The organism is Nodosilinea sp. E11 (genome assembly GCF_032813545.1).
GTDB lineage: Bacteria > Cyanobacteriota > Cyanobacteriia > Phormidesmidales > Phormidesmidaceae > Nodosilinea.
In genome coordinates this window covers 1,052,428-1,066,136 of record NZ_CP136520.1, presented here as the reverse complement: position 1 = coordinate 1,066,136, position 13,709 = coordinate 1,052,428, and the positions used below count along the sequence as shown (strand labels likewise).

The 13,709-nt window shown below is 56.7% G+C and carries 14 protein-coding genes; 7 read left to right on the top strand and 7 right to left on the bottom strand.

Features of this window, described 5'->3' with window-relative positions; genetic code table 11:
• Nucleotides 1-233: 233 nt before the first annotated feature.
• Together psbD and psbC are read left to right on the top strand one after the other, a co-directional pair.
• Complete coding sequence (psbD, locus tag RRF56_RS07110) at nt 234-1,292, top strand: photosystem II D2 protein (photosystem q(a) protein) (protein WP_317035180.1); 1,059 nt, start codon at nt 234-236, stop codon at nt 1,290-1,292.
• Nucleotides 1,276-2,658: a photosystem II reaction center protein CP43 gene (gene psbC / locus RRF56_RS07105; protein WP_317036940.1), complete on the top strand. Its 1,383-nt coding sequence runs from the start codon at nt 1,276-1,278 to the stop codon at nt 2,656-2,658. The genes psbD and psbC overlap by 17 nt, the downstream gene beginning before the upstream one ends.
• Nucleotides 2,659-2,838: 180 nt before the next feature.
• Here the strand turns inward: psbC and RRF56_RS07100 are convergent, their stop codons facing one another.
• Nucleotides 2,839-3,081: a DUF6761 family protein gene (locus RRF56_RS07100; RefSeq protein WP_317036939.1), complete on the bottom strand. Its 243-nt coding sequence runs from the start codon at nt 3,079-3,081 to the stop codon at nt 2,839-2,841.
• Nucleotides 3,082-3,557: 476 nt separating this feature from the next.
• On the bottom strand, nt 3,558-4,424 hold the full coding sequence (locus RRF56_RS07095) for an alpha/beta hydrolase (protein WP_317036938.1): 867 nt from the start codon (nt 4,422-4,424) through the stop codon (nt 3,558-3,560).
• Between the two features lie 399 nt (nt 4,425-4,823).
• Between RRF56_RS07095 and RRF56_RS07090 the strand changes: the two genes are divergently transcribed.
• Nucleotides 4,824-5,654, top strand: coding sequence for a hypothetical protein (locus RRF56_RS07090; RefSeq protein WP_317036937.1), 831 nt, complete (start codon nt 4,824-4,826; stop codon nt 5,652-5,654).
• Here RRF56_RS07090 and RRF56_RS07085 read toward each other — a convergent pair.
• Complete coding sequence (locus RRF56_RS07085; protein WP_317036936.1) at nt 5,644-6,144, bottom strand: histidine phosphatase family protein; 501 nt, start codon at nt 6,142-6,144, stop codon at nt 5,644-5,646. The genes RRF56_RS07090 and RRF56_RS07085 overlap by 11 nt on opposite strands.
• Nucleotides 6,145-6,454: 310 nt before the next feature.
• On the opposite strand from RRF56_RS07085, the gene RRF56_RS07080 reads away from it, so the two are divergent.
• Nucleotides 6,455-6,676 (top strand): DUF4327 family protein, encoded by a 222-nt coding sequence (locus RRF56_RS07080; RefSeq protein WP_317036935.1) that lies wholly within the window; start codon nt 6,455-6,457, stop codon nt 6,674-6,676.
• Nucleotides 6,677-6,814: 138 nt separating this feature from the next.
• Here RRF56_RS07080 and RRF56_RS07075 read toward each other — a convergent pair whose 3' ends face one another.
• Nucleotides 6,815-7,711 (bottom strand): DUF72 domain-containing protein, encoded by an 897-nt coding sequence (locus RRF56_RS07075; protein ID WP_317036934.1) that lies wholly within the window; start codon nt 7,709-7,711, stop codon nt 6,815-6,817.
• Nucleotides 7,712-7,843: 132 nt separating this feature from the next.
• On the opposite strand from RRF56_RS07075, the gene RRF56_RS07070 reads away from it, so the two are divergent.
• From RRF56_RS07070 to RRF56_RS07060, 3 genes are all read left to right on the top strand, one after another.
• Nucleotides 7,844-8,734, top strand: coding sequence for a polyphosphate kinase 2 family protein (locus RRF56_RS07070; RefSeq protein WP_410510580.1), 891 nt, complete (start codon nt 7,844-7,846; stop codon nt 8,732-8,734).
• A 173-nt stretch (nt 8,735-8,907) separates the two neighbouring features.
• Complete coding sequence (locus RRF56_RS07065) at nt 8,908-9,297, top strand: 6-carboxytetrahydropterin synthase (RefSeq protein ID WP_317036932.1); 390 nt, start codon at nt 8,908-8,910, stop codon at nt 9,295-9,297.
• Nucleotides 9,298-9,343: 46 nt separating this feature from the next.
• A complete protein-coding gene (locus RRF56_RS07060; RefSeq protein WP_410510579.1) occupies nt 9,344-9,982 on the top strand; it encodes a 7-carboxy-7-deazaguanine synthase QueE in 639 nt (212 codons plus the stop codon).
• A 285-nt stretch (nt 9,983-10,267) separates the two neighbouring features.
• On the opposite strand, the gene RRF56_RS07055 is transcribed toward RRF56_RS07060, so the two are convergent.
• From RRF56_RS07055 to RRF56_RS07045, 3 genes are all read right to left on the bottom strand, one after another.
• Nucleotides 10,268-11,638 (bottom strand): AtzE family amidohydrolase, encoded by a 1,371-nt coding sequence (locus tag RRF56_RS07055; protein WP_317036930.1) that lies wholly within the window; start codon nt 11,636-11,638, stop codon nt 10,268-10,270.
• Nucleotides 11,635-11,832, bottom strand: coding sequence for a DUF4089 domain-containing protein (locus tag RRF56_RS07050; RefSeq protein WP_317036929.1), 198 nt, complete (start codon nt 11,830-11,832; stop codon nt 11,635-11,637). The genes RRF56_RS07055 and RRF56_RS07050 overlap by 4 nt, the downstream gene beginning before the upstream one ends.
• 73 nt (nt 11,833-11,905) lie before the next feature.
• Entirely contained in the window at nt 11,906-13,654 is a 1,749-nt protein-coding gene (locus RRF56_RS07045) for a dynamin family protein (protein ID WP_317036928.1), read from the bottom strand.
• Nucleotides 13,655-13,709 lie beyond the last annotated feature (55 nt).

Genomic DNA, 13,709 nt, shown 5'->3' with positions numbered 1-13,709 from the left:
TAGAAACCTGGCCTCTCGAAGCTTGCTTCAGGGGTTGCTGGTGCGACTCAAGCAAGGGGGATCGTTATTAGGTGAGGAATTTTTTCGTCCTGGCTCTAATATCTGGAATACTTAGTAGTTATTAACCCCTGCTTTGAGGTGATACTCTGCCAGACCCGGTTCCCCCTAGAACTGGTTTGGATCCAACAGAGTCGCGACCTTATGGATTGGATGTCATATAAAGAGGATTTGACATGACCATAGCAATGGGACGCGCGCAAGCCCAGCGAGGATGGTTCGACGTCCTTGACGACTGGCTAAAGCGCGATCGCTTTGTGTTTATCGGTTGGTCCGGCATCTTGCTGTTCCCCTGCGCCTTCATGGCGGTAGGTGGCTGGCTGACCGGCACCACCTTTGTGACCTCCTGGTACACCCACGGCCTCGCGTCGTCATACCTGGAAGGTGCCAACTTTTTGACCGTTGCCGTTTCTACCCCCGCCAACAGCCTGGGTCATTCCCTGCTGCTGCTGTGGGGTCCCGAAGCCCAGGGCGACCTCGTCCGCTGGTTCCAACTGGGCGGGTTGTGGAGCTTTGTTGCTCTACACGGTGCCTTCGGTCTGATCGGCTTCATGCTCCGACAGTTTGAAGTGGCCCGATTAGTGGGTCTACGGCCGTACAACGCCATCGCCTTCTCGGCACCGATTGCGGTATTTGTCAGCGTCTTTCTGATGTACCCCTTGGGTCAGTCGAGCTGGTTTTTTGCGCCTAGCTTCGGCGTAGCGGCGATTTTCCGATTTCTGCTGTTCTTCCAGGGCTTCCACAACTGGACCTTGAACCCCTTCCACATGATGGGAGTAGCGGGTGTCTTGGGTGGAGCGCTGCTGTGCGCCATTCACGGAGCCACTGTTGAGAACACCTTGTTCAAAGATGGTGAGAACGCGAACACCTTCCGAGCTTTTGAGCCGACCCAGGCTGAAGAGACCTACTCGATGGTGACGGCGAACCGATTCTGGTCGCAGATTTTTGGTATTGCCTTCTCCAACAAGCGCTGGCTGCACTTTTTCATGTTGTTTGTGCCGGTTACCGGCCTGTGGATGAGTGCGGTGGGTGTCGTGGGTCTAGGTCTAAACCTGCGGGCCTACGACTTTGTGTCGCAAGAGATTCGGGCGGCGGAAGACCCCGAGTTTGAGACCTTCTACACCAAGAACATCTTGCTGAACGAAGGTATCCGGGCCTGGATGGCACCGACCGACCAGCCCCATGAGAAGTTTGTATTCCCCGAAGAGGTACTCCCCCGTGGTAACGCTCTCTAGCAACTCGTATATTGCTGGGCGCGACCAAGAATCTACCGGCTTTGCCTGGTGGTCTGGTAACGCTCGCTTGATTAATTTATCTGGCAAGCTGCTGGGTGCCCACGTGGCCCACGCTGGTCTGATTGTGTTCTGGGCAGGGGCTATGACCCTGTTCGAAGTCGCTCACTTTGTTCCCGATAAGCCTCTGTATGAGCAGGGCTTTATTCTGTTGCCTCACCTGGCCACTCTGGGCTGGGGCGTTGGCCCTGGCGGTGAAGTGATCAACACCTTCCCCTACTTTGTGGTTGGTGTACTTCACCTGATTTCCTCCGCTGTGCTGGGTCTCGGTGGTGTTTACCACGCCCTACGCGGCCCCGAAGTACTGGAAGAGTATTCTTCCTTCTTCGGCTACGACTGGAAAGACAAGAACCAGATGACCAACATCATCGGCTACCACCTGATTCTGCTGGGTTGTGGTGCGCTGTTGCTGGTGCTGAAGGCCTGTGTCTTTGGCGGTGTTTACGACACCTGGGCACCGGGCGGTGGCGACGTGCGCGTCATCACCAACCCCACCCTCAACCCCGCTGTGATCTTTGGCTACTTGCTAGGGTCTCCCTTTGGTGGCGACGGCTGGATCGTCGGCGTCAACAACATGGAAGACATCATTGGTGGCCACATCTGGGTTGGCCTGATCTGCATTGGCGGCGGCATCTGGCACATTCTGACCAAGCCTTTCGGCTGGGCGCGACGCGCGCTGATTTGGTCGGGTGAAGCTTACCTGTCCTACAGCCTCGGTGCTCTGTCGCTGATGGGCTTTATCGCCTCCTGCTACGTGTGGTTCAACAACACCGCTTATCCCTCTGAGTTCTACGGCCCCACCAACGCCGAGTCGTCTCAGGCTCAAGCGATGACCTTCCTGGTGCGCGACATGCGCCTGGGTGCCAACATCGGTGCAGCCCAAGGCCCCACCGGTCTAGGTAAGTACCTGATGCGCTCGCCTACCGGTGAGATCATCTTCGGCGGTGAAACCATGCGCTTCTGGGACTTCCAAGGTCCCTGGTTGGAGCCCCTGCGTGGCCCCAACGGCCTTGACCTCGACAAGCTAACCAACGACATCCAAGATTGGCAGGTGCGCCGCGCTGCTGAGTATATGACTCACGCGCCCAACGCCTCGATCAACTCGGTGGGTGGTGTGATCACTGAAATTAACTCCGTTAACTTCGTGAACCCCCGCCAGTGGCTGTCGACCTCCCACTTTGTGCTGGGCTTCTTCTTCCTGATTGGCCACCTCTGGCATGCTGGTCGCGCCCGCGCGGCGGAAGCAGGCTTCGAGAAGGGTATCGATCGCGAATCTGAACCCGTGCTTGCTATGGGCGACCTCGACTAACGGTAGAGGTTAACCCATCGGGCTAAACAAAAAGCTCCTGCCCTAGGGCAGGAGCTTTTTTAGTGATTTGTATCAAATCCGAATTGCACAACCCCGATTCCCAAAAGGCCATAAAGCCCAGGGCATGCCAAGTCTTGCAGCGACAAAAAAACCGCCGAGTCAGATCAGCGGCGGGTCACGTCAATAGATTTCAGGTTCGGGCAGGGGAATGGCGAAATTTGAGGGGTCGTTGAGGTAACGAATAGTATCTTCTTCGAGCCGATGAATCAAATAGGGTTCGAGGGCATCGGAATGACGCAAGGCGGCCAAATAGCCTTCGAGGTAAAGGCGTAGCTCGCTGGTGCGATAGCCTCGGTTCCACTGGTCGACGAAGGCGTCGGTGATGCGCTGATAGTACCGAACAGCTTTTGGATCCTGAAGCATGGGAGGTTGACCTGAACTCGGCAGTGGCTAGGGATAGATCACGCTCTACGTTTAAATTTTCCCCGAAAGGGTGAAAACTTTACCGGGTTTCTTAACTTACCTTTATACGTATCTTTATACACTGTTTCCTGACGGGCCGGGAGTGTGGATTATGACACTCTCTTCGGTGATGGACCTAAGTGATGAGCGCGCTTTAAGGGGCGCTGAGAGACTGGACTTTGGGTCGCTCTGAGAGAGCACCGTCTGGTCAGCGGCTAGGGTCTTGTGCGCGATCGCACCCCGTTTTTAGTATTCCCTAGTATAGGCCTGGGCTAGTTATGCCCGAATCTGCCGCTGGTCTGGATTGCCGACAGCGGCGGCTGTATCCTCAGCGGGATTGCCCAGTCTGGCGCTGCTGCCCCAGCCATCTTGGGGGGTTCTAGCAAATGGCTATAGAGCTGCTTGAGCCACTTTTTTCTGTAAGTCGGCTGCGATGGTCAGGGTTGCAGGGCGAGAAATTCGGTTATGAAAGCGTTGACCTGCTGGGGTCTCTCTTGCTGCACCCAGTGGCTGCACTGGGGAATGTATCGCAGTCGTAGATTGCTGACGTATGCTTCGGTGCCGGTGGAGAGTTCTTTGCCGAGGGCGGCATCGTCTTCGCCCCAAATCATCAGTGTCGGCACTGCGAGCACACCCCAAGACTGTTGCCACTGGCCACTGAGGGCAAAGGCCCGGTAGTAGTTGACCATGGCGGTGAGGGCACCGGGTTTGGCAGCGGCGGTTTTGTAACGGTCTAGGTCGGCATCGCTAAAGGTGCTCTTGTCAATCGCCATACCCCGCAGAGCCTGCTCGATCAGCCAGTAGTTGCCCGCTTGCAGCAGCAGTTCGGGCAGTAGTGGTAGCTGAAAGAGGCCAATGTACCAGCTTTTTATCAGCTGCTGGGGGGTCCGCAGCCCCTCGGCAAACTTCGCCGGATGGGGAATGTTCATCACGATCAGGGACTCAAGTAGTTGGGGGTAGGTGTAGGCAAAGGCCCAGGCGATCGCGCCCCCCCAGTCATGGCCTACGAGAATGGCGCGATCGTATCCAAGGGCCTCAATTGCGCCGCGCACATCGTCTACCAGAACATCTAGGCGGTAGGCGTCTAGCCCTTCGGGCTTATCGCTGTCGTTGTAACCACGCAGATCGAGGGCAACGCAGGTGTAGTCGGCGGCAAAGGCGTTGAGTTGGTGCCGCCAGGAGTACCAAAACTCTGGAAAGCCGTGGAGAAAGAGCATCAGTGGCCCCTGACCCTGGCGCACATAGTGTAGGCGCACGCCGTTGGTGCTGAGGAAATTGTGCTGGGGGCTGACTCCTGTTGTCATGACATCTCTAAGCTCACTATTTTTTCACTATACCGAGAACTCTGGAGCTGGGTGAGAGGTACGGGTTAGCGAGAAGTTGTCTCGATTAAGCCAGTTTCGTCGATGCAAATATCGTGATTATGACAACACATTTCTTTGGGTCAGAATAAACCGGATTTGGTTTCTGTGCCCTGTAAAGGGTAGAGAGCGATGAGCTTTTGATCCTGAGATAGGGGCCTTGAAGAGTTTTTAGCTCTCTAGCCCCGGGTAATTTGCCCTGTCGCTAACCCTAGCAAGCTTGCTTGAGCAGCTAACGATGTCTCTTTGGGCACTGGCCTTGATGGGACGGTTTACAGCTGTTGTATTCATGGGATGACCTAGGGGTTTGCCTTCGTCACGTTCCTTGCGTTTGTTCCTGAAATGACTTCACTCGATGACCTCACGCTGCTGCAGTGGTTTGTGTCAGGGGATGCCACCCTAGAGGCAAACCAATCGCTGCGCATTCAGCCTGCTAACAATCTGCGCCAGCTGATGAGCCGCCGGGGCTCGCTGTTGGCCACGGCCTACGATGCAGCCTTGCCACCGCGCATAGAGGTGCGCCCCAATACCGACTACACGGGCGTGCTGCACCAGATTCTACTTGATCATCACTTCATCCCGACGGGACAGGGTAAAGAGCGTCAGGTCATAGACTACGCTCACTATCCCATCCCTGATGGTTACCGCATTGTCTATGGACCGTCTCGCCAGCTTTGGAAGCTGTGGTGGTCGCACGCGAGTCGGTTGCGCGATCGCCAGCTTCAGTTCGATCTGTTTGTGCTGGTCAAACAGCAGTGGTATCCCGTGCGCGAAATTGCCATCAACAGCGGCACCCTCTACATTGACACCCTGCGCGGAGAAACCGTTCACCACGGTGATGACATGATGGTTTGGCTAGAAAAAGATGACCAGGGGGAGGCCGAAAAAACCTGTTTTTGGACTCCGCCAGTAGCGCTGCCCAAGCCTGCCACTGCGCCAGCACCTACGTCGATGGCGGCAGCCCAGGCAACCGTAGACCCCAACCTGGCACCGTTGGTGTATGCCTTAGATGGCAAGGTCTATGTCCAGACGGCCAGGGGAGTTGTGATTGTTGAAGGGCAAAACCTGGCGGCCTCGCTGGCCGTTCCAATCACATCAGAGTCTCCCTACCCCAATGCAGACTCTCATTCAAAACAGACGGCCCATGCGGGCAAAACCCACCTCACTCGCTAACAATCAACCGGGGAGGCATGAGCCATAGCAGCGTGCCCCGGCCCGCTTCGACCTGTGGCCAGGTGGCAACCTCAAACTCGAGACAGGCCATGGCCGCTGTGGGCATGTGCACCGTACCACCCCCCATAAAGTAAGTGATGGCGTCGGACCAGGTCGGTTGATGGCCAACCAGCATGACAGAACGGTGGTGGTTAGGCAGTTGGTGAAGGATCTCTAGCACCTGCTTAATCGATGCTTCGTAGAGGTCGTCGGTGACGGCTTGGGGGCAGCTCCAGCCTCCGGCTTCTGCGGCTAGTTCTAGGGTAGTGCGAGCCCGCACCGCCGACGAGGTGATGGCTAAATCAGGTACTTTGCCGGCTGCTGCCAGCAGTTTGCCCATGGCTTTGGCGGCAGCTATGCCTCTCTCGGCCACCGGGCGATCGCGATCGCGACCATAGCTGGCATCCCAGTTAGATTTGCCGTGGCGAAAGAGAATGAGTTGTTTGGTCATTGTCAACGAATAGGTCTGTGTCGTGGCTCCAAGGGCGATCCAAGGGCGATCGGCCCTTGCTCACCTTAGGAGATTAGCCGGAGGGATTCAATGTATTAAAGTTGCATATCCGTAACAATTTTCCGAGTGCCGCCCGAGGAAATTACAGCATTTGTTAATGGCACAGCCAGAAGATTAAGGGGAGAATAAGCGAGAGCTGCTAGCCAAACCCTAAAAACTATCAGTAAACTGGGATACGGAATCTAAAGATTCTTGTCTGGCTTATTTGACATATGTCTTGGCAGCTCCTCGTTGTTACTGGTTTTTAGGCATGCTACAGTCCCTCCACTATTCCATCGACATCATTCGTGACGAAGCTCGACAGCTGGTTCAAAAGGGTGTTGTGAGCCGTCAGCAGCCCATTTATACCCTCTGCCGCCACATTCCGGCGCGAGAGTGGGCCTTGGTAGAGGCCGAGCTAGAGTCTTCGGGGTTCTTGCTGCGCGATCGCGTTGGCGACCTGATGGGCCGCGAAGACTGGGAGAACGACTAATACAGCCGTAGTCACTGGGGTTAGGACATCCTGAACCCTAAGAACGTTCAAACGGTCTTAGAGAAAATGTCTTAACCGGACTGGCTACAGCTCTATCAGCCGTCCGTAGGCTCTAAAGCTTCCTTTAAGAAAAAACTATCATCCAAACAAACTGAGCTGGGCTGGGGCATCGTCGTCCTCAGCCCTTTGCTTTTCGGCCCGATCCCACAGTAGCTCGGGCAGCTTGGCCCCCACCTGCTGTAGTCGGTGATAGACCTCGCGGGCCACCGCAGGCGACTTGGCCTCCTGGGGGCAGTGGGCAAAGAAATAGATATCTGTGCCCGACCCTAGCCACTGGTGCAGTCGGGGCACCCATTCGTCAAAGTAGGGCTGGTTGTAGGTCAGATCGGGGTGGCTGATGTAGCGAACGATGGTGAAGGGAGCAGTCACCTCGGGCTGGAGGGGCACCCTGGGTTTCTTGCGCTCTGAACCAATCTGCGGGTCGTCGTCAGGGGTGTTGATGCAGTCGTAGATCGGGCGGGTATCGAGCAGTACCCGGCCCACCCCCAGGCTGGTGAGCATTTGATTGAGTCGAGCGGCGTAGGGGTCGGCAAACCAGCCCAGGTGGCGCACCTCCACGGCAATGGGGTGAGTTTGCCGGGGCCAGTGGGACAAAAATTCTCGCAGGTCGCCCAGCTGCTCGGGGCTGTAGGTGGGCGGCAGCTGAATGAACAACGGCCCCAGTTGCTCGCCCAGGGGAGTGAGGGTCTGAAGAAACTGGTGAGATGCGTCGATAAAGGGCACCAGCTTGCCTTGGTGGGAAAAGGCGCGGGGCAGCTTGGGGCAAAACCGAAACCCTGGGGGCATGGTCGCCGCCCAGCGCTCAACGGTTTTGGCGTCGGGCATAGAGTAGAAGGTGGTATTGCCTTCAACGGCGGTCATGCGATCGCCATAGAGCCGCAAAAAATCCCCCGCTTTGCTGCCTTTGGGATAAAAATCACCCACCCAGTCTTTAAACGCCCACACCGCACACCCGGTAAAGTAATTCCCCGCCATCACCCCTCACTCCTTCGTTTCAACAGCATCACCCCTACCCATCCATCCATCTACCCTAAACGTTTATTAAATCCTGGGTAACTTCCCCTAAAACGCGTTTACCTGAAGGAGATGCCCTCTAAAACCTTCGCCATGGACTATGACGCTTTTCTGGACAATCTGAATCCAGACGCAATGCGGGTTCAGCCCGGCAGCCAGGTCAAGCTCCAAGACTTTGACGCTGGCTTTACCGGTGACTTTGAGAAAAAAGCGGCCAAAGAAATTCTTCGGCAAACCGTTGAAGACCTGGCCAGCCTCCAGGACGTGCTCTACGCCCAAAACACCTACGCCCTGCTGCTGATCTTCCAGGCGATGGATGCGGCGGGTAAAGACAGCACGATCAAAAACGTGATGTCGGGCATTAACCCCCAGGGCTGCCACGTGGTCAGCTTCAAGCAGCCCTCCAGTGAAGAACTCGACCACGACTACCTGTGGCGGGCCAGCAAAGCCCTGCCCGAACGCGGCAAAATTGGCGTGTTTAACCGCTCGTACTACGAGGAAGTGCTGATCGTACGGGTACACCCTGAAATTCTGAATACCCAACAGCTGCCTGACAGTGTGAAAAGCAAAAACCTGTGGCAGCAGCGGTTTGAAGACATCAACAACTTTGAAAAATATCTGGTCAACAACGGCATCTTGGTGATGAAGTTCTTTCTCAACGTGTCTAAGGAAGAACAGAAACAGCGGTTTCTCAAGCGTATTAACCGCCCCGACAAAAACTGGAAGTTTTCGGTTGGCGATGCCAAAGAGCGTGGCCATTGGGACGACTACCGGATTGCCTATGAAGATGCTCTCAGCCACACCAGCACCGACTGGGCACCGTGGCATATTATTCCGGCTGACCACAAGTGGTTTACCCGGATGGCGGTGGCCAACTTTATTCGCCAAAAGCTCCAATCCTTAGACTTGGCCTACCCCGTGCTAGAAGAGCACCATTTGGAGCGGCTACAGGAGGCGAAGGTGATGCTGAAGCGTGAAGAGTAGGCGGTAAGACGGATCGGGTAGGCTCAACTTATAGAGTCAATCAACTCAAATTCACATTTCCCGACGCTATATCTAGATTTGTTCTAGAATAGCAAGCCCCATCTTGAGGGTGATTGTTAGCAACGCTCTCAAGATAGAATGCTTGTACTCCAGCCTGACTGAAGCCATACCTTATGCCCAAGTGGACCGTCAAAACAGAATTTTCCTTTGATGCAGCCCACTACATCAAAGACTATGACGGCCCCTGCGGACGGATGCATGGGCATACCTATCGCGTGCGGATTGAGGCTACTACATCTCAACTGAGGGCGTCAGAGTTTTGCCCCCATCCGGTCATGGTGGCTGACTTTCGGACCTTGCGCTGGGCCAAGAAAGACCTGCTTAAGGGTGGGTTAGATCACTGCCTGCTAAATGATGTGCTGCCCGAAGGCTACGAAACCACGGCTGAGATGATTGCCCAGTACATCTATGACAAGACGAAGCAGTCTCTGCCTGAAGGCATTCGGCTAAAAGTGGCCGTTTCTGAAACGCCGAATTCTTGGGTTGAGTATGAAGATGACTGACACTCAAGGAGGCATCCAGTCGGGTGCTGTTCACGCTATGGATACAATGACCTTCCCGACCACGGTTCCTCAGACAGCCGCAGCTTCACCCTTGGCGCTGCCCATTGTGGAAACGTTCCACTCCATTCAAGGGGAGGGCCTGTGGGCGGGCACCAGTGCCTGGTTCATTCGGTTGGCCGGGTGTGACGTGGGTTGCCCCTGGTGCGACACGAAGCCATCGTGGAACCCCAAGCGCCATCCGCTGAGAACCCTTGAAGATTTGGTTGCGGAAGCCCGATCCGCCAATCCTGCCATTGTCGTGATCACCGGGGGAGAGCCGTTGATGCACGATCTTTCTGCTCTAACTGGGCAACTCAAAGAGGCGGGTCTTGAGACACACCTTGAGACATCAGGTGCGCACCCCTTTAGCGGCACCTTTGACTGGGTGACGTTTTCGCCCAAGCGATTTAAGCCTCCCCATGCCAGCATTTATGCCCATGCCAGCGAGCTTAAGGTTGTGATTGGGGATGAGGTGGATTTGGCATGGGCCGAGCAGCAAGCCACCCAAGTGTCATCCACCGTGGCCAAACTGCTGCAACCCGAGTGGGAAACACCTGGCAGCCGCGATCGAGTATTGGCCTACGTCTTAGACCATCCCCAGTGGCGCGTTAGTCTTCAAACTCATAAATTCTTAGGGGTTCAATAACTACGCCATAACCTAAAGCCATCGTCCTAGTGCGCAGGAATCTGTAGATACTTACACTAAATCCGACTGGGCTAGCCCCGGTTGGGCTGGGCAAACACCGTTTGCCCCTACGCAATCCGCCGGTTGGGAATCGGGCGTACGGAACTCGGATTTGCTCTAAAAATAACCCTGAGACGGTGCATCGCTGCGCGGATGCCCCCTACAATTTTCATCGTTGGGGGTGTCGTCTTGGCGACATAGACGATTGGTATGAGGACCCATCCACCCATCCACCCATCCACCCACCTACCTGCTTACCCGCCCACTCTCCAAGCTCGCAGCGACTCGAAACAACTTCGCCTCCTGATACGGGGCAGCGATCAGCTGAATACCGACGGGCATCTGGCCGGGGCGATGGATGGGCACCGAGATCACCGGCAGACCAATAAACGAGAGGGGCTGGGTGTAAAAGCCCAGGTGGGGGCGCAAAGGGTAGCTGTCGCCGTCAATGTCGATTGTGGTTTGGTCGAGGGGTGGGGCAACGCAGGGGGTGGTGGGGGCGATCAGCACGTCGTAGTGCTGGAAAATTTCGCGAACGCGATCGCGGTACCAGCGCCGCAGCCTTTGTGCCTGCACATACCAGGCGGCAGGGATCATCGCTCCAGCTAAAAAGCGATCGCGCGTGGCCGGGTCAAACTCCATCGGGCTCTGTCGTAGTCGCTCCAGATGTAGCTGACTGCCCTCGCAGGCGGTGATGATGTAGGCGGCGGCCCTGGCCCGGTGGGTTTCAGGAAATTCTACCCGCTCAGAGATGCCTAGGCTTTGAAGCACTTCGGTTAAAACGTCGCGCACCAGCGGCTCCATGCCGCGCTCAAAGTGCCCGCCCAACTGGGCCAGCCGCAGCCCTTCAATTCCTTGGGTGAGTACAGGGGCAACGGGGTCTGGGGGCTGTTGGGTACAGACAGGGTCGGCGGGGTCTGGCCCCTGCATGGTGTCGTAGACCGTAGCTAGGTCGGTGAGGGTCCGGGCCATTGGCCCCACGTGGTCTAAACTGCTCGAAAACAAAAAAGCCCCGGCCCGCGACAGCCGCCCGTAGGTGGGCTTGAGGCCATAGACGCCGCACAGCGAGGCGGGCACGCGAATCGAGCCATTGGTGTCAGAACCCAGGGCAAAGGGAACTAACCCCGCTGCCACTGCCGCCGCCGACCCGCCCGAGGAACCGCCCGCCATGCGGCTGGGGTCGTGGGGGTTGGGGGTGGTGCCGTAGTGGGCGTTGATGGTAACAAAGCCGTAGGCGTACTCATCCATATTCAACGTGCCCACCAGCACCGCCCCGGCCTGCTCTAGGCGAGCGATCGCCGTAGCATCCTGCACCGCTGGAGCATTGCCACCGTTAAGCTTAGCCCCCGCGCTCGTGGTGATGCCCTCGATGTCGAATAGGTTTTTGACGGCGAAGGGAACGCCCGCCAGGGGGCCAGGGTCGTGGCCTGAGGCGATCGCACGATCGATGGACTGGGCCTGCGATCGCGCCCGTTCTGCTACCACCTCCGTAAAGCAGTTCAGCGATGGGTTGCGGGTGGCGATATCGGCCAACGTCGCATCTACTACGGTCGCAGCAGACCGTTCCCCAGCTTTAATGGCGGCGGCTAGGGCCAGAGCATCGGGCGGTTGGGTCATGGTTCAAAAGTGGCGGCACTTTCGACGGTATCGGGCAGCGGGAAGGTGAGCACGGGCTGGGCGATCGCAAAAATATGCTCCACATTGGCCACTACCCCCGGCTTAATCTCATTGGGAATAGGAAGCTCTAGAAGCTTTGCCATGGCCTCAACGTAGGCCGTGAGATCCATAGAGTCAGCGGGTTCGATGCTCATACACGCAGCCACACCAGTAACGTACCTTTCTACAATCTCGCCTCTTCCCCAGAAGGGCAAGGGCGGCCCCGGCCTACCGCTTGTCGGCACCCAATTCGCCCAGCAGCTTCGAGCTAAACAGCCCCGCTGCCTCTTGCTGAATTGCAGTGTATTGGTCAATCACCGGCTGCACCGCCGCCTCTTCGCGCTCCACATAATCGTAAAATTGGGTGAAAATTCGCTCTACCTCTTCGTAGATAATCCCCAGCTTTTCGTTGAGGCGGGTGGCGATCTCTTCTTGAAATCGGTCTTTTTCGCTGTCGAGGGCCTGCTCAAACTTGGTAATGATGCGGTTGCGCTGCCAGAGCATGCCGATCGCCAGCACGATCACCCCCACTCCGGCAAAGGCAATGCCGATCGCGCTCAAGATCGCCTCGGCCACCGCAAACTCAAGGATGTGCAGAATGGTGCCCGCCACCGCCATCACTGCGCCGCCGACAATCTCGTTGGCCAAGTCGCCCGCCTGGGTGGCCAGCATATCGCCCAGGCCATGGTTGGCCATGAGGTTATTCACCTTGGCTCGCACGCTGTCGATCACCTCCTGGCGACGCTCCAGCACTTTGAGCGAAATGTGGCTGCTCTCTAGCCGGTGGCTCTTAACGCTCTCCAGATCTTGGTTAAGGCCGTCGAAGAGCTGGCGAATGCCATCGACAAAGTGCTGCGCCCCTTCTTGGGAAACCTCTTCTAGCGAGGTGCGCAGGTCGCGGGCACAGCGCTCCTGAAAGTCGTCAATCCACGCCTTCATGGAGGCGTCTTGGTTAAACAACCCTACAAACGATCGCCGTACCACCATGGGCACGGTCAGGCTCTCGCGAAAGTCGCGCTTGATGCGGGCCGAGATTACCTCATAGCGGGCGGCTAGGCGATCGGCCAGGGTGTTGATCTCGTAGCGCGATCGCGCCCGGCCCGCATCAATTTTAGAGCGAATGCTCTGGGCGGTGGCGCGATCGGTGGCTAGCTGGCGGTTTAGCCCCTCCACGTCGCCGTTGAGCAGATCAATAATCTGCTGGGTGGTCTGGCTGACCGATCGCAGCTTGATCTTGTAGCTCTCCCCCGACGACACCATGGCTTGAATGTACTGGCGCACCGGCTCAAAACCGCTGTTGACCGTATCGCCCTCCTGCTCCAGCGCCGCCGAAGTGGGGAAGATGATTGGGGCTTTAATCTGCTTTTGGTAGGCGTATTCTTTCACCCGCTCGATGTTGGTTTGCAGATCGGCGGGGCGCAGCAGATCGGCCTGCTGCAAAATAAACACCACCTTTTTGCGCCACTCGGCGCTGACAAAATCGAGAAAATCCCAGGCGCTCTTTTGGTAGGGGTTTTTGGCAAACAGCACAAAGAATGTCAGGTCGCTGTTGGGAATGTAGCGCTCGGTGATGATCTGGTGCTCGTCGATTACTGTGTTGGTGCCTGGCGTATCGACAATTGAAATGTCTTGCAAAATCGCGATCGGTCGGCCAATCTTGCGCAGGCTGGGCTCGACCTGCTCGACAAACGCTTGCTCGGCGTAGACAATCTGCTGAATCGAGTCGGTGCAGGGTTCGATGTCGGTGGCGCAGACTTCAGCGTCGAGCAGGGCGTTGACAAAGCTGCTCTTGCCCGCTTTGACTTCGCCTACCACCACAAACAGAAAGGGCTCGTTGATGTTGCGGCGCAGGTTATGGGTGGTGAGTTGCAGGTTGGGGTTGTTGATGGCGGTGGCCAGGGCCTGCACCCGCTCTAGCAGGTGATCGAGGTCAGCCCGGTAAGCTTGGAGCTTTTTGTCAATAATTTGGCTGGCCACGGCATATCTCCTTAAACCTCGCTAGGCCGCGCTGGCCTCACCTTAAGTATCGCAC